Below are 21,668 nucleotides of genomic sequence, written 5' to 3' on the forward strand. Positions count from 1 at the left end.
TGCTGCGGTGGCATGTGCCGCCCGTCATGCCTAACCCCTTCCCACTACAGGAATAAGCAGCGCCGGCCGTTCCGGCCTTAAACACTCTTCAATGCTGGCATGGCAGCGTGCCGGGATGCTGTTAGCCCGCTCCCTCGCCTGTGTGCTCGTCGCCTGCGCGACCTGCGTGCTGGCGGCGTCGGCACCGCTGGCGCCCCATGCGGCGGCACCGCGCGAGCGTGGCGACGCGGCGCCACCCGATCCCTGGCGCGCCGCCGCCGACCGGTTCTTCAAGGTGGTCGCGCGCGACGAGGCGATCCCCGATACAGGCCTGCCGCGCGCCGTGGCGCAGGATGGCGACGGCTTCGTCTGGCTCGCCACCGACGCCGGCCTCGCCCGCTGGGATGGGACGGGTTTCAAGAGTTATACCACCGAAGCCACCGCCGATGCGGGTGCCCTGCCGGAGGTGATGGTCAACCTGCTGTTCGCCGATGCCGCCGGCAGGTTGTGGCTGGGCATGAGCGCCGAAGGGCTGTTGTGGCACGACCCCGTCACCGAACGATTCGTGCGGCCGCCCAATCGCACGCCGCTCGATGCGACGCATGTCACCGCGATCGACGACGATGGTGCAGGCGGCCTGTGGGTCGCCAGCGATATCGGCCTTGCCCATGTTCGCGGCGCCGACCGGCGGGTGACGCTGATCGCGCCGGATGCCGCCAACAATGTGCCGAACGGCCCGATCCGTGCGCTGCATCGCGACACGCGCGGCGCGCTGTGGATCGCCGCCGATCACCGCCTGTTCGTCCGCCGGACGGGCGCGAGCCGGTTTGTGCCGGTCGTGCTGCCGGGGGCCGGTGCCATTGCCGATCTGCTCGACGACGCGCGCGGCAACCTCTGGGTGTCCACCTCCAACGGCTTCTACACCGTCGATGCCGGTGGCGCGGTGCGTCACCTGCCGGTGGGCGAGCGCGAGCGGCCGCCGGTACTAGGTGCGATGATCCGCGCCGGCGACGGCACGATCTGGACGGCGTCGCGCACCGGGATCTGGATCGTCGATCCGGCGACGTCGCGCATCCGGCACTTGCGCCACGATCCGCTCATCGCCAGCAGCCTGCCCGAAGATGGGCTGAACCAGCTGATCCGCGATGCCGCCGGCCGGGTGTGGGTGGTCGGCGATGCGACGCTTGCCTATGTCGATCCCGCGCCGCGCCGCGTGCTCGGCTTGGTCGGCGCGCTGCGTCCGGCACCGGGCGCGCTGCCCGATCAGGCCTGGGCGGTCGGCGCCGCGCCCGATGGCACGCTCTGGTACGGCGCCGCCGACGTGCCGGCCGCCCGCCTGGTGCCGTCGGCAGGCGGCATCGCGCCGCCGCAGCGGCTGCCGGGGGCGCGTCGCGACGTCCATGCCTTCGCCTTTCCGCCCGGCCGTGGCGCCTTCACCGCCGGCGACGACGGGCTGTTCCACCTGTCGCTTGCCGGCACCGACGCGCGACGCCTGTCGGCGGAACCCTGGTCGCGCCTGCTGCTCGACGGCGATCGGCTGTATGTCGGCGGCACCGGCGTCGGCGTCGTCGACGTGCGGCGGCCGGGTGCGCCTGCGCGCGCCGCCTGGTCCGCCCGGCTCACCGATCCGCGCGTCCGCTCGTTCGCCGTCACCGGCGACGGATCGCTCTGGGTCGGTACGGCGCGCGGGCTCAATCGCGTCGACCCGAGGACAGGAACGGTGGAGCAATTCCGCCCCCGCACCCGCGCCGGCGCGGCGTTGCGCGGCAATTACGTCAGCACGCTGCTGACCGATCGGCTGGGCCGGCTCTGGGCCGGCACCGTCGGCGGCGGCCTCACCATGTTCGAACGCCACGGCGGCGCCTGGCGGGGCATCGCCCATCTCGGCCGCCGCGAGGGCCTGCCGCACGATACGGTCGACAAGCTGCTTGCCGGCCCGGACGGCGCGATCTGGGCAAGCACCGACGGCGGCATCGCCCGGATCGACCCCGCCACCCGTGCGATCACTCTGCTGAAGCCGGCCGACGGCGTCGCCTTCACGGCGAACTGGACCGGGGCGGGCGATATCCTGCCGGACGGACGGCTGGTGTTCGCCGGCTTCGGCGGGCTGACGATCATCGATCCTGCGCTGCCGGCCACCACGCCCTGGCAGGCCCCGCTGCGCTTCACCGCGATCCGCGGCGGCGGCCGCTCCATCCCCGCGCAACAGGCGACGACGCTTACCATCGGCTCCGACGAACGCAGCCTCACCGCCGAATTCGCCCGGCTCGATTATGCCACGGGTCGCGATCAGGCCTTCGCCTATCGGCTGGAGCCGCAGGAGAGCGAATGGACGCGGGTCGACGCCCAGCACCGCATCGCCCGCTACACCAATCTGCCGCCGGGGCGCTCGACGCTGGTGGTCCGTGCGCTGGAGGGCAGCGGCGCCAGCGGCGACCGCCTTCGTCCGATCGGCGCACCGCTGACGCTGACGCTCGACGTGGAGCATCGCTGGTCGGAAACGCCGATCGTCCGCGCCGCTGCCGTCGCCGGCGTGCTGGCCGCCACGCTCGGCCTCGTCCACCTGCGGCTGCGGTCCGCGCGCCGGCGCGAGCGGTTGCTGGAAACGCTGGTCGAACGGCGCACCGCCGAACTGCTCGTCAGCCGTTCCGAGCTCGAAAAGCTCGCTTATTCGGATACGCTCACCGGCCTCGGCAATCGCCGCCTCTATGGCGAGGTGCTGGCGCGGCTGGTCGCCACCGCATCCGCCAGCTCGCCGTTCGCGCTGCTGCTGATCGATCTCGACCGGTTCAAGCAGGTCAACGACGGCTTCGGCCACGATGTCGGCGATGCCCTGCTGGTCGAGGTCGCCGACCGGCTGACCGCGACGGTCCGCCAGCGCGACAGCATCTTCCGCCTCGGCGGCGACGAATTCGCGATCCTGATCGCCGATGCGCGCGACGATCAGGGCGTCGCCGACCTCTGCCGGCGCCTCCAGGCCGCCTGCGCGCCGCCGGTGACGATCGACCGGCGCACGCTCCACCCCGCGCTCAGCATCGGTGCGGTGGTGGCGCGCGACGGCGCGACGACGGCGGAGGCGCTCTACAAGGCGGCGGACCTCGCCCTCTATGAGGCGAAGCGTGCCGGCCGCGGCACCTGGCGATTGGCGCCCACCGCCGCCGGCTGACGCCCGCAACCCTATGCCGACACTATGCGAAAGCCGGGAATCGCTCTCGAATTGCTACGCGGCATGCGCTTAATCGCACGTCCTTGATGGGATGCTCCGACGGTCGGGGCGCTCCCGATGAGGACCTGAGATGAAGACGCTGCCATGGTTCGCCGCGCTGCCGTTCATGCTGTCGCCGGCTGCCGCTTTCGCTCAGGCCGGGGCCGCGCCGCCGCCGGTCGTGACGGTGAGCGGCTCGGCCGGGATCGTCTCCGACTATCGCTTCCGCGGCGTGTCGCAATCGGACGATCGGCCGGCGGTGCAGGCCGGGCTGACGATCGCGCATGGCAGCGGCCTCTACGTCGGCACCTGGGCCTCCAGCCTCGCCGGCTGGGGGACGTTCGGCGGCGCCAACATGGAACTCGACCTGATCGGCGGTTACAAGACGCGGATCGGCGCCACCGGCACGCTCGACGTCGGCGTCACCTGGTATCTGTACCCCGGCGGCGCGGCGAAAACCGATTTCGCCGAACCCTATGCCAAGCTCAGCGGCACCGCCGGCCGCGCGACGCTCACCGCCGGCGTCGCCTATGCGCCCCGGCAGGAGGCGATCGGCGCCTGGTATGACGACGGCGCCAGCGCCGCCGCGGGCGTCTACGACCATCGCGGCGCGAAGGACGACAATCTCTACCTGTGGGGCGACGGCGCCTATGCGGTGGCCGGCACGCCGTTCACCGCCCGCGCGCACATCGGCCACAGCCGGGGGCAGGACGGGCTCGGCCCCAATGCCACCGCGCTATCGCCGACCGGCGCCTATTGGGACTGGTCGCTCGGCGTCGACACGACGTGGCGCGGCCTGACGCTCGGCCTCGGCTGGGTCGATACCGACCTGTCGGACCGCCGCGCTGCCTATCTCCGCCCCAGCTTCAGCAAGGGGCAGGACGGCACCGGCTCGATCGCGGGCAGCACGTTGCTCGCCTCGCTCACCGCCGGCTTCTGAAGGGAACCGACCGATGCATGACCTGATCTGGCTGCTCGTCATGGCCGGGCTGGCGGCGGCGACGCTCGCCTATGCCCGATTGTGCGACCATGCGTGAGATGACGCGATGACCCTCGACCTCTGGCTCGCCGCGCTGACCGCACTCGGCCTTCTCGTCTATCTGGTGGCGGTGCTGATCCGCCCCGAACGCTTCTGAAGGGAGCGGATCCCATGACCTTGCAGGGCTGGCTCCTGATCCTCGGCTTCGTCGCCATCCTCCTTGCCGCCACCAGGCCGATGGGGCTGTGGCTGTTCGCCCTCTACGAGGGGCGCCGGACGCCCCTCCACCGCCTGCTCGCGCCGGTCGAGCGCGGTATCTACCGCCTCGCCGGTGTCGATCCCACGGCCGAACACGGCTGGCGCCGCTATGCCCTGCACATGCTGGCGTTCAACGTCATGCTGCTGGCCTTCACCTATGCGGTGCTGCGGCTGCAGGGCATGCTGCCCGGCAATCCGCAAGGGCTCGCCGGCCTGTCGCCGGATCTCGCCTTCAATACCGCGATCAGCTTCACCACCAACACCAACTGGCAAAGCTATGCCGGCGAAGCGACCATGTCGAACCTCAGCCAGATGCTCGGCCTCACCATCCACAACTTCGTGTCGGCGGCGACCGGCATCGCGCTCGCCTTTGCGCTGTTCCGCGGCTTCGCGCGGCGCTCGGCGACGACGATCGGCAATTTCTGGGCGGACTGCACCCGCGTCACCCTCTATCTGCTGCTGCCGCTCGCCAGCCTTTACGCGCTGTTCCTCATCGCCAGCGGCGTGCCGCAGACGCTCGCCGGTGTCGTCGACGTCACCACGCTCGAAGGCGCGAAACAGTCGCTGCTGCTCGGCCCCGTCGCCAGCCAGGAAGCGATCAAGATGCTCGGCACCAACGGCGGCGGCTTCTTCAACGCCAACAGCGCGCATCCCTTCGAGAACCCGACCGCGCTCACCAACCTCGTCCAGATGCTGTCGATCTTCCTCATCGGCTTCGGCCTCACCTGGACGTTCGGCAAGGCGGTGGGCGACACGCGCCAGGGCTGGGCGATCCTCGCCGCGATGGTGATCCTGTTCCTCGCCGGCGCCACCCTCACCTATGCGCAGGAGGCCGCGGGCAATCCGATCCTCCATCACCTCGGCGTCGCCGGCGGCAACATGGAGGGCAAGGAGGTGCGCTTCGGCATCGCCGCCTCGTCGCTGTTCGCCGTCGTCACCACCGCCGCCTCGTGCGGCGCGGTGAACGCGATGCACGACAGCTTCACCCCGCTCGGCGGCCTCGTGCCCCTGTTCAACATGCAGCTGGGCGAGGTCGTGATCGGCGGTGTCGGCGCCGGCATCTACGGCTTCCTGCTGTTTGCGCTCCTCGCGGTGTTCGTCGCCGGGCTGATGGTCGGTCGCACGCCCGAATATGTCGGCAAGAAGATCGAATCGCGTGAGGTGAAGCTCGCCGTGCTGGCGATCGCGGTGCTGCCGCTCGCCATCCTCGGCCTCACCGCCCTGTCGTCGGTGCTGCGGCCCGGGCTCGCCGGGCCGCTCGCGTCCGGGCCGCACGGCTTTTCCGAGATCCTCTACGCCTTCACCAGCGCGGTCGGTAACAACGGCTCGGCCTTTGCCGGCCTCTCCGCCAACACGCCCTGGTACAACGGCCTGCTCGGCGTCGCGATGTGGGTCGGCCGGTTCTTCATCATCGTGCCGATGCTCGCCATCGCCGGCAGCCTCGCCGCCAAGGCGCACACGCCCGCCGGCGCCGGCTCGTTCCCGACCACCGGCGCGCTCTGGGTCGGCCTGCTCGTCGGCATCGTGCTGATCCTCGGCGGCCTCACCTTCCTGCCGAGCCTCGCGCTCGGTCCCATCGCCGATCATCTCAGCATGATCCGCGGCCAATCCTTCTGACAGCGAGGGCGTCCATCATGGCTCGCGCAGCCACCAATTCCCTGTTCACCGCCGAGCTGATCGTGCCCGCGATCCGCGCCGCCTTCGTCAAGCTCGATCCGCGCGCGCTGGTCCGCAATCCGGTGATGTTCGTCACCGCCGCGGTCGCGCTGCTGCTCACCGTGCTGCTCGTCCTCGGCCACGATGCGCTCGGCCTCGGCTTCAAGCTCCAGCTCGTCGTCTGGCTGTGGCTCACCGTGCTGTTCGGCACCTTCGCCGAGGCGCTGGCCGAAGGGCGCGGCAAGGCGCAGGCCGCCTCGCTCCGCGCGACCAAGGCCGAACTCACCGCCCGGCGCCTGACGGACGGCCGCACCGAACGGGTCGCCGCCAGCACCTTGCGCGCCGGCGACCTCGTCCGCGTCGAAACGGGCGATCTCATCCCCGCCGACGGCGAGGTGACCGAGGGCGTCGCCTCGGTCAACGAAGCGGCGATCACCGGCGAAAGCGCGCCGGTGATCCGCGAGGCGGGCGGCGATCGTTCGGCGGTGACCGCCGGCACCCGCGTCATCTCCGATGCGATCACCGTGCGCGTTACCGCCGATCCCGGCCAGGGCTTCCTCGACCGCATGATCGCGCTGGTCGAGGGCGCCGAGCGGCAGAAGACGCCCAACGAGGTGGCGCTCACCATCCTGCTCGTCGGCCTCACCATCATCTTCCTGATCGCGGTCGGCACCATTCCCGGCTTCGCAGCTTATGCCGGCGGGTCGATCCCGGTCGCCATCCTCGCCGCCTTGCTCATCACCCTCATCCCGACGACGATCGCCGCCCTGCTCTCGGCGATCGGCATCGCCGGCATGGATCGGCTGGTGCGCTTCAACGTCCTCGCCAAATCGGGTCGCGCGGTGGAGGCGGCGGGCGACATCGACGTGCTGCTGCTCGACAAGACCGGCACGATCACCATCGGCGATCGCCAGGCGAGCGAGTTCCGCCACCTCGCCGCAACCGATGCCGATACGCTCGCCGAAGCGGCACTGCTCGCCAGCCTCGCCGACGAGACGCCGGAGGGCCGCTCGATCGTCGCGCTCGCCAGAACCCGCCTGACCGACGCCGCCATCGTGCTGCCGGAGGGTGCGGAGGTCATCCCCTTCACCGCGCAGACGCGCATCTCCGGCGTGCGGATCGGCGGCACCACGATCCACAAGGGCGCGGTGGATTCGATCCTACGCGCCAACCCCGGCCTCGGCGAAACCGCGGCGGCGACCGAATTGCGCCGCATCACCGATGCCATCGCCCGCGCCGGCGGCACGCCGCTCGCCGTCGCGCAGGACAGCGGCGACGGCCCGCGCCTGCTCGGCGCGATCCTGCTCAAGGACGTGGTGAAGGCCGGGATACGCGAACGGTTCGGCGAACTGCGCAGCATGGGCATCCGCACGGTGATGATTACCGGCGACAATCCGCTCACCGCCGCCGCCATCGCCGCGGAAGCCGGCGTCGACGATTTCCTCGCGCAGGCGACGCCGGAGGACAAGCTGGCGCTGATCCGGCAGGAACAGCAGGGTGGCCGCCTCGTCGCGATGTGCGGCGACGGCACCAACGATGCGCCCGCGCTCGCCCAGGCCGATGTCGGCGTCGCGATGAACACGGGCACGCAGGCGGCGCGCGAGGCGGGCAACATGGTCGACCTCGACAGCGATCCGACCAAGCTGATCGAGGTCGTCGGCCTCGGCAAGCAGCTGCTGATGACCCGCGGCGCGCTCACCACCTTCTCGGTCGCCAACGATGTCGCCAAATATTTCGCGATCATCCCGGCGATGTTCGTCGTGCTTTACCCGGGCTTGGGCGTGCTCAACATCATGCACCTCGCCACGCCGCAAAGCGCGATCCTGTCGGCGATCATCTTCAACGCGCTCGTCATCCCCTGTCTCGTGCCGCTCGCGCTGAAGGGCGTCGCCTACAGGCCGATGGGCGCCGGCCCGCTGCTCGCCCGCAACCTCGCCGTCTACGGGCTCGGCGGCCTGCTCGCGCCGTTCCTCGGCATCAAGCTGATCGACCTCGCTGTCGCCGGCCTCGGGCTGGCCTGACCCCAATAAAGCCCCTCCCCTTCAGGGGAGGGGTTGGGGTGGGGGACGTCTCACAGAGACCGGCAACCCCCACCTCCTCCCTCCCAAAGTGAACGGACGTCAAAAGGACGCACCATGAACCAAGACCTCACCACCGCCCTCCGTCCGGCGATCGTCCTCACGATCCTGTTCGCAGCATTGCTCGGGATCGGCTATCCCCTTGCCATGACCGGCATCGGACAGGTCCTGTTTCCCGCGCAGGCGAACGGCAGCCTCGTGACCGTCGATGGTCGCGTGATCGGCTCTGCCGTCGTCGGCCAAGCGTTCACCAGCGATCGCTATGTCCGGACGCGTCCCTCCGCCGCCGGCAAGGGCTATGACGGCCTCGCCTCTGGCGGCTCGAACCTCGGCCCGACCAGCAAGACGCTCAGGGACCGCGTCGCCGCCGACGTCGCCCGCCGCCATGCCGAGGGGATGACCGGCCCCCTGCCCGCCGACCTCGTCACCGCCAGCGGCTCGGGCCTTGACCCCGATCTCTCGCCTGCCGCCGCGCTTGCACAGGCGCCGCGCATCGCGCGCGTCCGCGGCCTGCCGCTCGCCGAGGTCTGGGCGCTCATCACCCGGTTGACCGACGAATCTCCGTTCGGCGACCCGCACGTCAATGTCCTCGCTCTCAACCGCGCCCTAGACGCGATGCGGCGGTGACCGCCGCCCGATGACCGACGCGCGATGATTGCCGCGAGCCGCCCGGACCCCGACGCCCTGCTGCGCACCGCCGCGCAGGAAGGGCGCGGCCGCCTCAAGATCTTCCTCGGTGCCGCCCCCGGCGTCGGCAAGACCTTCGAGATGCTGTCCGAGGGGATCGCCCGTCGGCGCGATGGCGTGGACGTGGTCGTCGCCGTGGTCGAGACGCACGGCCGCGTCGAAACCGAAGCACTGGTCCGCGGGCAGGAGGTCGTCGCGCGCCGCGCCGTCCCCTATGAAGGACGCACCCTGCACGAGATGGACCTGGACGCGGTCCTCGCCCGCGCGCCGCGCCTCGCACTGGTCGATGAACTCGCGCACAGCAATGCGCCCGGCAGCCGCAACGCCAAGCGCTACCAGGATGTCGAGGAGCTGCTCGCCGCCGGCATCCACGTCTATTCGACGGTCAACATCCAGCATGTCGAAAGCCTCAACGACGTCGTCGCCGGCTTCACCCGCGTCCGCGTGCGCGAGACGGTGCCCGACCGCATCCTCGAAATGGCGGAGATCGAGGTCGTCGACATCCCGCCCGACGAGCTGATCGAGCGGCTGAAGGCGGGCAAGGTCTACCTGCCCGAGGAAGCGACGCGCGCGCTTGCGCACTTCTTCTCCAAATCCAACCTGTCGGCGCTCCGCGAACTCGCGCTGCGCCGCGCCGCGCAGGCGGTGGATGCGCAGATGCTCGACCATGTCCGCGCGCTCGGCGTCGGCGGCACCTGGGCCGGCGGCGAGCGGATCGTCGTCGCCGTCGGCGAGCTGCCCGGCGCCGACGCCCTCGTCCGCGCTGCCAAGCGTATCGCCGATGCCCTGCGCGCGCCGTGGACGGCACTGTTCATCGAGACGCCGCGCACGGCGCAATTCGGCGAGGCGCAGCACCAGCGCATCGCCGCCACCATGACGCTGGCGACGCAGCTCGGCGGCGGCATCGCCACCGTCCCCGCCGCCACCGTGCTGGACGGCATCCGCGCGTTCCTCGGCGAAGCGCGCGCGACACAGCTCGTCATCGGCAAATCGAAACGGTCGCGCTGGTTCGAGCTGCGCCACGGCTCGCTGGTCGATCGGCTGGTGCGCGACACGCCGGGCATCGCGATCCATGTCGTGCCCTCGTCCGGCGGCACGGCGCGATCCCGCGGGCGGCGGCGGCGGCACGGCTGGGGCGCGCCGATCGGCTATGCGATGACGCTGTTCGCCGTCGCGCTCGTCACCGGCGTCGGCACCGCGCTGCTCCACGTCCTCGACCTCGGCAACGTCGCGCTCCTCTATCTGCTGCCGGTAATGATGGCGGCGAGCCTCTACAATCTGCGCACCGGCCTCTTCGCTGGCCTCCTCTCCAGTCTTGCTTACAACTTCTTCTTCCTGCCCCCCATCGGCACCCTCAGCGTCAGCAACCCCGAAAACGTCGTATCGATCTTCGTCTTGCTCGGCGTCGCGGTCGCGACCAGCCAGCTGACCGCTCGCGTGCGCGCGCAGGCCGACATGGCGGCGGCGAGTGCCCGGGCCAACGCCACGCTGGCGGGGTTCCTCCACCGGCTGACCGGAGTCAGCGATCCGGCGGAGGCCGCGCGCGTGATCGGCGACGATATCGGCCGCCTGTTCGACGTGGAGGCGGTGCTGCTCGTCCCGGCGGCCGATGCCGGCACCGGCACCGGTCTCGTCGTGCAGGCCGCGACGCGGCCGGATTATGCACTGGGCACCATGGATCTTGCCGCGGCGCACTGGGCCCACGACGCCGGCACTGCCGCGGGCAAGGGTTCGGGCACGCTCGCCGCCTCCGAATGGCTGTTCCAGCCGATGAAGGCGGGGGAGCGGACGCTGGCCGTGCTCGGCATTGCGCGCGCGGATGGCGGCGATCCGGTTCGCGCCGACCAATTGCCGCTCCTCACCAGCCTGATCGACCAATCCGCGCTGATCCTCGAGCGATTGCGCCTGCAAGCCGAGCTACGGGATTTGGAGACGATCCGCACCCGCGATCGACTGCGCGCGGCGCTGTTGTCCTCGGTCAGCCACGATCTGCGCACGCCGCTGACGGCCGTCATCGCCGCGGCGGATGCGCTGGGCCACGGCACCACCCCCGATCTGGTCGCGACCATCCGGACCGAGGCGGCACGGCTCAACCGCTTCATCGCCAACCTGCTCGACATGGCACGGGTGGAGGCAGGCGCGCTGCGGCTGGCGGTAGAGGCGACCGATCTCGGCGAGGCGGTGGCGGGCGCGGCACACGACGCGCGACGCGCGTTAGAGGGGCATGCGTTGCAGTTGGAGGTGCCGCCCGACCTGCCGCTGGTGCACGTCGATCCGCATCTCCTCCATCATTGCCTGCTCAACCTGCTCGACAACGCCGGCCGCTATGGCCATCCCGGCACACCGATCGTCATCCGTGGCACGCATCGTCACGGTCGGTTGCGCCTCGTCGTGCTGGATGCCGGCCCCGGCCTGCCCGCCGGCCGGGAAGCGGAGGTGTTCGAAACGTTCCGCAGGCTGGCCGGCTCCGATCGGGCGACGGGCGGCACCGGCCTCGGCCTTGCCATCGTCAAGGCGTTCGCCGAGGCGATGGGCATGGGCGTGGAGGCGGCCAATCGCGACGACGGCACAGGGGGCGCCGCCTTTGCCCTTGTCTTCCCCCCTAGCCTCATCCTGCGCCTGCCCCCGCCAGAAAGCGTATCCCCAACATGACCGCCCGCATCCTCGTCATCGACGACGAACCCGCGATCCGTCGCCTGCTGCGCAACACGCTGGAACGGGCGGGCTATGCCGTGATCGAGGGCGTGAACGCCCGCGAGGCGCTAACGCTGGCGGCAGCCGAACAACCCGATGCGGCGCTGCTCGACCTCGGCCTGCCCGATCGCGACGGGCTCGGCCTCGTGCCGCTGCTGGTCCGGACCTGCGCGGTACTCGTCGTGTCGGCGCGCGATGCGACCGAAGAGAAGGTCGCGGCGCTGGATCTGGGCGCGGCGGATTACGTCACCAAGCCGTTCGACACCGACGAACTGCTCGCCCGGCTGCGTGCCGCGCTGCGCCACCGCGGCGTCGCCGAGGCACCCCAGGTCGTCGTCTGCGGCGACCTGTCGATCGACCTCGACCGCCGCATCGTCCGCCGCGCGGGCGAGGAGGTCCACCTGACCCGCAAGGAATATGACGTGCTCGCGCTCCTCGCCCGCCACGCCGGCCGCGTCCTGACGCACGCCCGCATCATGGACGCCGCCTGGACCCGGCAGGAGGATCCCCGCATCGAATATCTGCGCATCCTCATCCGCAACCTCCGCCAGAAACTCGAATCGCCCGGTCCGGTCGGCAGCGTGATCTCTAATGAATTGGGCATTGGCTATCGGCTGCGGGATCATTGATGCTGTTCGGCTGAAAGGATCACATCCGCGCCATCGTGCCCTCAGGTCATGCCGATTCACGCCTCTACCATCCCATGGATCTCGCCAGTTAAGAGCGGCAGGCATGTATGTAACGCTCTGCGTGGAGCTCCATGCTCGCGGACGCTAGAGACGTAAATTCGAGCTCATTCGGCGCCATAAAGCAAAGCGCCACCAGCCGAACTGTCGAAGAAGGCGGCGCGCAGCGGCAGTGTCGCTGCACCTATCGCGGTCGCGTCCCCATCGATGGTCGAGGACACGATCACGGGGGGCGGGCGGTGAAAGCCGCGTCGTTCGGGATTGGTGAACGTGACGCGCGTGATGATCCGTGCCGCCAGCGCCGGCGGTAGGCGGCCACCGAGCACGATCATCTCGGGATCGATGGTGGCCGAGATCGCCGAGACGACGAGATCGAGCGATGCCATGCTGTCGTCCAGCCAGGCGGTGACCGCCGGGTGCTCGGCATCGAAATCGGCAAGCATCGCGTGCAGATCGGCGAACGCCACGCCCATCCGCTGGAAGGTCATGCGGAGCGCTTCGAGGTTCGGCTGCGGCCAGCCGCCCGGCAGGATCGATGCGAATTCTCCCGCATTGCCATGGCGCCCGCGCAGCGGCACGCCATCGGCGATGATCCCCCCGCCGAACCCGGCGGCGAAATAGAGGTAGGCGAAGTCGCGCACGGTGCGGCCGTGGCCCAGCATCGCCTCGCCGATCCCCGCGACATTGCCGTCATTGTCGATCCACACCTTTTCGCCCAGCGCTTCGGCCAGGATCGTGTCGAGCGGCACGAGCGCCCAGGGATCGAGCATCCGCGGCGGGTTGAGCCGCGCGCCGTCGCCGATGAAATAGCCGGTCACGCCCACCCCGATCCCGACCAGCGTCGACCGGTCGCGCCGCGCGTCGGCCACGGCGTCATCGATCATGCGCCGGATCTGGCCGCAGGCAGACGCGATGCCGGTATCCACGAGCCGCTCGCTGCGCGCGCTCTGCACGGTGCCGGCAAGATCGAGCAGAACCAGCGAAACGGCATCGGTCATCACCGAAAGCCCGACCGCGAACGCAGCCGATCCCTCCAGCGCCAGCTTCGCTGCCGGCTTGCCGCGGCCGGCGGCCACCGGCGCCGCTTCGTTCAGCAGGCCGCGCGCGATCAGCGGCTCGACCAGCCGGGTGATCGAATGGGGGGCAAGGCCGGTCAGCCGGGCGAGATCGGCGCGGCTCAGCGACCCGTGGCGCGACAGCAGGTCCATCACGACGCGCTCGTTCATGGTAGCGGTGCGGCGGCCGTCTTCGCGCAGGAAATGCGCCGGAAATTCGCCTGCGGTGATGCCGTTCATCAGCCAGAGAAGGCGCGTGCCGAGCCGGCTGTCAAGCGAAGCGAGGCGAGCAGCGCCGCGATCCCGCACGCGGCCGCCACGGTCAGCGCGAAGACGATGAAGCCGCCGGGCGTGAAGGTCGGCACGCGGCCGAGGCCCCCCGCCAGTGCGAGGCCCGCCGCGCCGAGCGCCAGCTTGGACGCCATGGTATAGAGGCCGTACCCCCGCGGTCCCGCCGCCAGCGCAGGCAGCAGCGCCCAGCCGACGAGGTTGGTGACGCCCATCGCCAGCCCGAGCAGCATCAGCAGCAGGAGGCCGGTACTCCACGCACAGGCCAGCGCGATCATCGCCGATCCGGCGTAGGCGGCAGCCAGCAGGGCAAGGCCATGCCGGGGGCTGCGAAAGCGCATCGGGATCATCGCGGAGGCGGTCCGCCCGGCGATCAGCAGTGCAAGGATCGTCGTTCCGTCCGCGCGGGGCCAGGATGCCGGCAGGTGCAGCATCGCCTTGCCCAACGCCCCCAGCGCGACGATGCCGATCACGCTGGCGACGAGGAACGGCAGCGGCAGCCACGCACCCCCGGCGCCGTTCCGATCGGTGGCGGGCGACGGGAGCGGGTGGGCGGCGAGCAATGGCACCATCGTCGATCCGATCACGAAGGCGCCCGCGGCCACGCTCCACAACAGCGGCACCGTCGCCATCGTCTCGCGGTCGCCCACCGCGCCGATCGCGAGGAGCGAGGCGAGCGCGGTGCCCACCGTCCGGCCGCGCGACAGGCGGATCGCGCGGGCGGGATCGCTGCCCAACCGAGTCATCAGCGCATTGTGCGGCACGTCGCAGCCGGCATAGGCGATGCGGAAGACCAGCGTCGCCGCCAGCAACGCCCAGGCGCCGTACGGCGCGAGCAGCACGGTGGCGGGGAACGCCAGCGCCGCCAGCGCCAGTCCGCATCCGGCGACCGGCGCCGCGTGGCGGGGATGGCGCCCCAGCCAGATGCCGACGCCGAGATCCGCCAGCCCGTTCGCGGCAAGTCCCGCCAGGAACACGCCGCCCGCGATAATCGGATCGAGTGCGAAGGTCGAGACGAGCAGATACAGCGTCAGCAGGTCGCTGGCGGTCCACAACAGGCTCTTGCCGACATGCGCGGCGCAATAAACCGCCCAGGCGCGGCGCCAGTTCAACGGATCCAGCGCACCTTGTAGAGCTTCAACCCCGGCGTCTCGATCCGGTGGGTTGCCGTCGCATTGCGGTTCGCCACCGTGAAGCCGTTCGCCCACCAGCTGTCCTCCGCCTGCACCCACGCCATCGCCCCCGGTGATATGCTGACCGCCTTCACCCGCAGCTTCGGGTTGAGCGCCGCGATCGGCGTGAAGCTGCCTGCATCGGGATCGAAGGTCCATGCGCCGTCATCGGTGGTGACGACATAGTCGCCCTCGGGCGCCGGCGACAGGTCGTGCCCGTCCCGGCGGCCGGGCAGCGTCCAGCGCGCGGTTTCGACGAGGCGCGGCTTGCGCGCGCGCGGATCGAAGGAAAAGGCCTGCACGAGGTCGTGCGACAGCGCGAACAGCCGCCGGCGGCGCGCGTCCCACACCGCGCCATGCCCCGAAGGCAGCGGCAGGCTGGCGATCGGCGTCTCGCTACGCGACAGCTTGTAGAGCTGCAACCGGTCGCCGCGTTTGTGGATCGAGAGCGCGACCGCCGCATAGCCACCCGGCAACAGGTCCGCCGAATGCGCCATCGGCGTGTTCGCACGGAACCGCACCTTGCCGGTCGCACGGTCGATCAGCACGACGCCGCCCGTCGATGCGGTGACGAGGATCGACTTGCCGTTCTCGACCGGTTTGCAATCGTCGATGTGCGCCAGCAACGTGGTGCGATATGCGTCAGGCAGATCGCCGGCCTGCGCCGCGGTCCAGCGCCACGTTTCCGCTGCCGAATCGCCCGACACCGCATATTCGCGAATCTGGTCGTCGCCGCAGGCGTACAACCGCTCCGCGGCGCTTGCGCTGCCACTCGCCATCACCGTCACGATGGCTGCCAACATCCTCAGCTTCTTCATCTTTCCCCGTCCCGATCGAAGGCGATTGCGCATCGCTGCGCATCGTCATACATATGTCACTCAAGGTGAATAATAACGCACCGGCCTGGTCGGGGAAAGAGGGGATCATGATGAAGGCGTCATCCGCAGCGCGCAGGCTTTTGTTGCTGTCATCGGCGCTTGCCGCACCCGCAGGGGCGCAGACCGTGCCCGCTCCTCCCGCAGCGCCTGCCGCACCCGTGGCGCAGGAGAGCGACGGCGCCGACATCGTCGTCACCGGCGCCCGGTTGCAGGCGGTGCGCGAAATCGAGGCGAAGCGGACGATCGGCGTCATCTCCGACAGCATCAGCGCCGACGAGATCGGCACGCTGCCCGACTTCGGCCTCGGCGAGGCGCTGACCCGCGTTCCGGGCGTCTCCACCGTCCAGAACAACGCGCGCGGCGAGGCGCAATTCCTCTCCATCCGCGGCCTCAACGCCGATTATAATCTCGTCGAGATCGACGGCGTGCCGCTGCCCGCCAACGAAGTCGGGCGGCGCAACGTCTCGCTCGACGTGATCCCGTCCTCGCTCGCCTCGCGGGTCGAGGTGTACAAGTCGGTCAACGCGGCGATGAACGGCAATGCGATCGGCGGTGTCGCCAACCTGCGGACGCGCAGTGCGTTCGACAATGGTGGCAAGGGGTTCCTCGGCGGTCGCTTCGACATCGGCACCTGGGACTATCGCCGGGTGCGTCATGGCGCGACCCCGTCCGGCCAGGCCGAGCTGATCGCGGCCGATACGTTCGGGCCGGACAGCAAGTTCGGCTTCGTCGTCTCGGCCAGCTATTTCCGCCGCGACTCCGCCTCGCTCAGCTCGGCGACGGACAATTACCTCTATTTCGATCCTGCCACGGGCAATCGGCTGGTGTCGCCGACCAACGACGTGTCGAACGCCTTCGTCGCGCCCGACCGCAGGCGCTGGTTGCACTATGACAACGTCCGCCAGCGCTACGGCGCCTTCGGCAAGCTCGAATTCGACGACCATCACATATTCAGGGCGGCGTTCACGCTCGCCGACTTCCGTCACACCAATGACGAGGAGCGGCAGTCGAACATCGTCATCGCCAACACGGCCAACGCCAACAACCGCTACACGAACTTCGGCAACGTCACCGCGACCGGCGGTTCGGTGTCGAACGCCAATGCCCAGGTCGATCTCGCCCAATATGCCCAGCAGCGCCGGGTGCGTTACGGCGATTTGCATGCCGAGCTGAAGCCCGGCAGCGGCATCCACGCCGACCTCGGCGTCAACTACGCCATTTCGACCTATCACCAGGATGCGACGCTGGCGACCTATCGCATCGCGAACACCAACAGCCTGGCCTATCGCTATGCCATTACGCCGGGTGACTTCACCCAGTTCACCTTCGCCAATCCGACCTACGCCTTCGATCCCGCCAACTACCGCCAGTTCGAATACGGCACCACGACCGACGACAATCGCGAGCGCGCGCTGACCGCGCAGGGCAATGTCGGCATCAACATGGATGCGGCCGATCGTGGCTGGGGGATTCAGGCCGGCGGCTACGGGCGGTTCCTGAAGCGGCGCTACGATTTTACCGTGCTCAACTATCGCCCGCTGACGACCAGCACCTACCTGCTGTCGGCGGTGGACGATCCGGATGCCCGCTTCCTGCCCTATAATGGCGGTGGCCAGCCGATGCTGTTCGTCGACCCCGGGCTCGCGGCAAGCTTCTACGCCGCCAATAAAGCCGGCTTCGCGCCGAACAGCGCCAATGCGGCGGGCAGCCTCACGCCCGATTATATGTTCGGTGAGGACATCGGCGCCGGCTATGTCATGGCGCGCTATGCGACCGATGCGGTCGAGGTGGTGAGCGGCGTCCGCTACGAACACACCGACCTTCGCACCGGGTCGTTCTCGAGCAACACGCGCGCCGGCGTCACCAGCTATGTCTACGGGCAGCGCGGGCAGAGCTACGGCTATTGGCTGCCCTCGACGCAGGTCAATTGGAACGTCACCGACCGCTTCAAGCTGCGCGCCGCGGCGAGCCGGACGATCGGCCGCCCCAATTACGACGACCTGGCAGCACGCGAGGTCGTGTCGATCTTTTCGCAGGCCGATGGCGGCGGACGCACGATCACCAGCGGCAATCCCGACCTGAAGCCGCGCGTGGCGAGCAACTACGATCTCAGTGCGGAATTCTACGTCGACCGCGACATCCTCTTCTCCGCCGGCCTGTTCCTGAAGGACATCCAGAACGAGATCCTGACCGCGCGCAACCAGGCGATCGAGACGGTCGACGGCGTCGCGACGCTGGTCACCCGGATCCGTCCCGTCAACGGCAGCACGTCGCGGATCAAGGGGCTGGAGCTGAACGCGGTGGTGTCGCGGATGCGCTTCCTCCCCGGTCCGCTCGCCGGCTTCGGCTTCTCGGCCAACGTGACGCTGCTCGATCCCACGCCGCCCAGCGTGGTGTCGCCCAGCGGGCTCGGCGCACGCCGGCTGTCCGGCCTGTTCGAGAGCGCCGACACCGTCGCCAACGTGAAGCTGTTCTACACCGCCGGCCCAGTGCAATTGCAGGGCGCCTGGAATCACCTGTCGCCGGTGCTCTTCTCCGTTTCGACGTCCGATCCGCTGCAGGACCGGCGCTATGCGACGAGCGATCTGTTCGACACGCAGATCCGGCTCAAGCTCAACCGGCACTTCACCATCGTGGCGCAAGGCAAGAACCTGACCAACTTCCGTCCACAGCGGATGTTCGGGCCGAACTTCGGCCTGCTGCGCGAAGAGATCAACAACGGCCGCGCCTTCTACATCGGCGCGCTGGTGCGCTACTGATGCGGTACGCGGTCATGATCGCGGTGCTGGCGACGGCGACGCCGGTGGCGGCGCAGCGCTATCTTGCCGGTCCGGGCGTCGCGCTCGGCGAGGTGCTTCCGCCGGCGCCGGTCGCGGGATCGCCGGAGGATGCCGCCGACCGCGCCACGTTCCGCGCGACGCGGGTGCAGCAAGGGAGCCCGCGCTGGCAGCAGGCGATCGGCGACGCCGACGAAAGCGTGCCGGCGATGCTTGCCGATTTCACGCCAGCGGCGGGTCGCGACCTGTCGCCGGCCGCCACGCCCGCCGTGGCACGGCTGCTCACCCGCATGCGCGGCGATGTCGCCGCGGCGGTGAACGCGGTCAAGCCGATCTACGCGCGGCGTCGCCCGTTCCTCGTCGACGCCGGGGCCATCTGCCAGCCGCGCGCGAAGCTGCAGAACAGCTTCGACTATCCCTCCGGTCACACCAGCTGGGGAACGTCGGTCGCCTTGGTGCTGGCCGAACTGATGCCGGCGAGGGCGTCGGAGATACTCGCGCGGGGCCGCGAGTACGGTGATAGCCGGGTGATCTGCGGCGCGCACAATGCCAGTGCGGTGGCGGCTGGCCGCCAGGCAGCAGCGGCGGTCGTTGCGCGGCTGCACGGCGACCCCGGCTTCCGTCAGGATCTGGACGCGGCGCGACGGGAGCTCGATCCTGCGCCGTCGAGCGCCGAACGGGTGGCTGATCCGTCCGTGAGCACCACGCCGATGCAGAGCGCGGCGGAGGCACGATGATGGGCTCGCGCGCCCCGAGCCCTGCGCGTGCCGGCTCATCCCTCCGATGGCGCCCGATCGTCCCGACCGCCATCCGGCAGCTTCTCGGCATCGCCGCGATCGCTGCCGCAATGCCTGCGCACGCGTCGGATTCGGCTGAGATCATGCGCCGCATCCGCGACCCGCAGGCTGGCCTGATCGTCATCGCGCATCGCGGCTGCCATGATCCGGCACCGCGTCACGGCCTGTCCACGGCACTGGATAGCTCGGCGCTGGCGCTCGATCATTGCGCGCGGCTCCGCGTCGATGTGATGGAGACGGATGTCCGCAAGAGCCGGGATGGCCATCTGGTCATCATGCACGATGCCACCGTCGACCGGACGACGAACGGCACGGGCGCGGTGGCGGATCTGACGCTCGCGCAGTTGAAGGCGCTGCGGCTCCGCCAGGACGAAGGTAGGAATGCTGCACCGCTGACCGGGGAGCGCGTGCTGACGCTGGAGGAGATGCTTGTACTGGCGAAGGGACGGATCGTCCTCAACCTCGACGTCAAGGACGCAATCTATGCCGAGGTGATCGACCTCGCGGCGCGGCTGGGCGCGGCCGATCGGGTGATCGTCAAGGTATCGGCCGGCGCGGGATCGGCTCCGCTCGCCGCGATGGCCTCCTACGATCGCGTCCCGTTCATGCCGATGGTGGTGTCCGCGTCGGCGGACGGCGCCGACCTGGCGGCGGTTATCGACCGCCAGGCCGCCGCGCTCCGCAAACCGATCGGCTACGAATTGCCCCGCCTTTCTGCTGCTGCCGTCCCGCGCTCGCGACGCGTGCACGGACGGCAGGGGGCAGGCTGGACATCTGGGGCATGACCAGGTCGACGAAACGGAGCAGGACGGTTCGGATCGTCGGGCGTTCGGCCAGTATCTCGTTCAACGCTGCAGCCGACAGCCTGATCGCCGTGCCGTGTTCGGCCCTCACCACCACGTCGTGCGACCAGCGCCCATTGCCAAGCAGCAGCTGCCATTTGATGACCTCCTCGCTTCCCACCAGCGCAACGGCGTAGCGGCGGTCACCCTCGGTCGGATCGAGTACCGCAGCGGTGCCAGTCCGTGGGCAGCGGATGCTGTCTGCCGCGTCGCCGGCCTGTGCAATCATGTCGCCATTGCGAAACGGCACCAGTTTCCGATGCGGGGCAGGGGCGGCGCGGTCAGCGTCGTTCAATCGATGCAAGGAGCATTCGCTTCACACGGCACCGTGATGGAACCGCGAATCTCATCCGCCGTCAAAGCCTGACCATCCAGGCCGTCCACAGTTCGGAACCTCGCTGCCCAAACGCTTGCGTCTACTTTCGTACGGAAACGCTAAAGGTCACCCAATGGTTGGGAAACAGATAGTTACAGGAGGGATATTTGCGCAGAACCATTGCAATGCTGATCGCCGCGTCGACCGCGATCGCAGGCGTTCCAGCCCTGGCCCAATCAGCTCGCTCGATTAACGCCCCTCCTCCTCCGCCGCCGCTCGTTACATCCGTGCAGCCCCCGAAAGCCGCACCCGACATGCAGTCGGTACTGGACGCGCTCGCGTTGCTCGGCGGCAAACCGATCGAGACGCTCACGCCTGCGGAAGCCCGCGTGCAGCCCTCGGCTGCGGACGGAGCCAAGGCGGTTATGCAGAAGAAGGGGATGTCGACTTCGCCAGATCCATCGGTGACGACGCAGGACCTCCCGTACGGGAGCGACCCCAAGCAGTTCGCGCGCATCTACAAGCCGGCCGGTGCGCCTATGGGTGGAAAACCCATGCCGGTCGTCGTCTACTACCACGGCGGTGGCTGGGTCATCGCCGACGTCGAGACCTACGATGCTGCGCCGCGGGCCATGGCCAAGGCGCTCAACGCGATCGTCGTCTCTGTCGAGTATCGCCATGCGCCCGAATTCAAGTTCCCGGCGCAGCATGACGATGCCGCCGCGGCCTATCGTTGGACGCTGCAGAATGCGGCGGGCTGGGGCGGCGACCCTGCACAAATCGCCACGGTCGGCGAGAGCGCCGGCGGCAACCTTGCGGTCGCAACCGCGATCTACGCGCGCGACAACGGCCTGACGGTGCCGCGGCACATCGTGTCGGTCTATCCGATCGCGAACAGCAGCATGACGCTGCCATCGCGGCGGGATTCGGCCAACGCGAAGCCGCTCAATGCCGCGATGCTGCCGTGGTTCGGCTATTACTACCAGACGAGCAAGGCGGATGCGCAGGATCCGCGCCTGAATCTAGTCGCGGCGAACCTGCGTGGTCTGCCGCCGACGACAATCATCAACGCGCAGATCGATCCGCTGCGCTCGGATGGCGAGACGCTGGCAGCAGCGATGCGGGCGGCCGGTGACAAGGTCGAGCAGAAGACCTTCCCGGGCGTGACCCATGAGTTCTTCGGCATGGCCAAGGTCGTGAACGGTGCCAAGCAGGCGAATGACCTCGCGATTGCTCGGCTGCGGGCAGCGTTCGCAGCACCTGCGCCCCGGCGCTGAGCGTACGGGGCGGCCTGTCGGTCGCCCCCCTCCTCCGTCGATAG

General features: G+C 69.5%; 15 protein-coding genes and 1 pseudogene. 12 read left to right on the forward strand and 4 right to left on the reverse strand.

What is annotated here, in order from left to right:
- The first annotated feature begins 115 nt into the window (after positions 1-115).
- The 8 genes from AC4GY7_RS17235 to AC4GY7_RS17270 all read left to right on the forward strand — a co-directional run bounded on the left by AC4GY7_RS17235 (position 116) and on the right by AC4GY7_RS17270 (position 12,165).
- Positions 116-3,145, forward strand: a complete 3,030-nt coding sequence (locus AC4GY7_RS17235; protein ID WP_491116351.1) for a diguanylate cyclase domain-containing protein — start codon at positions 116-118, stop codon at positions 3,143-3,145.
- Between the two features lie 130 nt (positions 3,146-3,275).
- Positions 3,276-4,124: a TorF family putative porin gene (locus AC4GY7_RS17240; RefSeq protein ID WP_491116353.1), complete on the forward strand. Its 849-nt coding sequence runs from the start codon at positions 3,276-3,278 to the stop codon at positions 4,122-4,124.
- A 106-nt stretch (positions 4,125-4,230) separates the two neighbouring features.
- Positions 4,231-4,320: a K(+)-transporting ATPase subunit F gene (gene kdpF, locus AC4GY7_RS17245; RefSeq protein WP_037531783.1), complete on the forward strand. Its 90-nt coding sequence runs from the start codon at positions 4,231-4,233 to the stop codon at positions 4,318-4,320.
- A 14-nt stretch (positions 4,321-4,334) separates the two neighbouring features.
- On the forward strand, positions 4,335-6,038 hold the full coding sequence (kdpA, locus tag AC4GY7_RS17250; RefSeq protein ID WP_491116356.1) for a potassium-transporting ATPase subunit KdpA: 1,704 nt from the start codon (positions 4,335-4,337) through the stop codon (positions 6,036-6,038).
- 17 nt (positions 6,039-6,055) lie between these two features.
- Positions 6,056-8,098, forward strand: a complete 2,043-nt coding sequence (gene kdpB, locus AC4GY7_RS17255) for a potassium-transporting ATPase subunit KdpB (RefSeq protein ID WP_491116358.1) — start codon at positions 6,056-6,058, stop codon at positions 8,096-8,098.
- A gap of 114 nt (positions 8,099-8,212) precedes the next feature.
- Entirely contained in the window at positions 8,213-8,782 is a 570-nt protein-coding gene (gene kdpC / locus AC4GY7_RS17260; RefSeq protein ID WP_491116360.1) for a potassium-transporting ATPase subunit KdpC, read from the forward strand.
- A gap of 24 nt (positions 8,783-8,806) precedes the next feature.
- Positions 8,807-11,494, forward strand: a complete 2,688-nt coding sequence (locus AC4GY7_RS17265) for a DUF4118 domain-containing protein (protein WP_491116361.1) — start codon at positions 8,807-8,809, stop codon at positions 11,492-11,494.
- A complete protein-coding gene (locus AC4GY7_RS17270; RefSeq protein WP_491116363.1) occupies positions 11,491-12,165 on the forward strand; it encodes a response regulator transcription factor in 675 nt (224 codons plus the stop codon). The genes AC4GY7_RS17265 and AC4GY7_RS17270 overlap by 4 nt, the downstream gene beginning before the upstream one ends.
- Before the next feature lie 164 nt (positions 12,166-12,329).
- Here AC4GY7_RS17270 and AC4GY7_RS17275 read toward each other — a convergent pair whose 3' ends face one another.
- The 3 genes from AC4GY7_RS17275 to AC4GY7_RS17285 are packed head-to-tail and all read right to left on the reverse strand — an operon-like array spanning position 12,330 to position 15,540.
- Positions 12,330-13,517 carry an ROK family protein gene (locus tag AC4GY7_RS17275; protein ID WP_491116365.1) on the reverse strand — a complete coding sequence of 396 codons (1,188 nt, stop codon included), beginning with the start codon at positions 13,515-13,517 and terminating at the stop codon, positions 12,330-12,332.
- Positions 13,517-14,677, reverse strand: a complete 1,161-nt coding sequence (locus AC4GY7_RS17280; protein WP_491116367.1) for a hypothetical protein — start codon at positions 14,675-14,677, stop codon at positions 13,517-13,519. The genes AC4GY7_RS17275 and AC4GY7_RS17280 overlap by 1 nt, the downstream gene beginning before the upstream one ends.
- Positions 14,674-15,540 carry a DUF6528 family protein gene (locus AC4GY7_RS17285; protein ID WP_491116369.1) on the reverse strand — a complete coding sequence of 289 codons (867 nt, stop codon included), beginning with the start codon at positions 15,538-15,540 and terminating at the stop codon, positions 14,674-14,676. The genes AC4GY7_RS17280 and AC4GY7_RS17285 overlap by 4 nt, the downstream gene beginning before the upstream one ends.
- A 125-nt stretch (positions 15,541-15,665) precedes the next feature.
- On the opposite strand from AC4GY7_RS17285, the gene AC4GY7_RS17290 reads away from it, so the two are divergent.
- The 3 genes from AC4GY7_RS17290 to AC4GY7_RS17300 all read left to right on the forward strand — a co-directional run bounded on the left by AC4GY7_RS17290 (position 15,666) and on the right by AC4GY7_RS17300 (position 19,974).
- On the forward strand, positions 15,666-18,374 hold the full coding sequence (locus AC4GY7_RS17290) for a TonB-dependent receptor (RefSeq protein WP_491116371.1): 2,709 nt from the start codon (positions 15,666-15,668) through the stop codon (positions 18,372-18,374).
- Positions 18,374-19,129, forward strand: a complete 756-nt coding sequence (locus AC4GY7_RS17295; protein WP_491116373.1) for an acid phosphatase — start codon at positions 18,374-18,376, stop codon at positions 19,127-19,129. The genes AC4GY7_RS17290 and AC4GY7_RS17295 overlap by 1 nt, the downstream gene beginning before the upstream one ends.
- A gap of 143 nt (positions 19,130-19,272) precedes the next feature.
- Positions 19,273-19,974 carry a glycerophosphodiester phosphodiesterase family protein gene (locus AC4GY7_RS17300; protein WP_491116375.1) on the forward strand — a complete coding sequence of 234 codons (702 nt, stop codon included), beginning with the start codon at positions 19,273-19,275 and terminating at the stop codon, positions 19,972-19,974.
- A 55-nt stretch (positions 19,975-20,029) separates the two neighbouring features.
- Here the strand turns inward: AC4GY7_RS17300 and AC4GY7_RS17305 are convergent.
- Positions 20,030-20,281 (reverse strand): annotated as a pseudogene (locus tag AC4GY7_RS17305) (cyclic nucleotide-binding domain-containing protein); the annotation flags it as partial.
- A gap of 251 nt (positions 20,282-20,532) precedes the next feature.
- On the opposite strand from AC4GY7_RS17305, the gene AC4GY7_RS17310 reads away from it, so the two are divergent.
- Positions 20,533-21,624: an alpha/beta hydrolase gene (locus tag AC4GY7_RS17310; protein WP_491116377.1), complete on the forward strand. Its 1,092-nt coding sequence runs from the start codon at positions 20,533-20,535 to the stop codon at positions 21,622-21,624.
- The last annotated feature ends 44 nt before the right edge of the window (positions 21,625-21,668 follow it).

This window comes from Sphingomonas sp. SP5 (assembly GCF_058313455.1).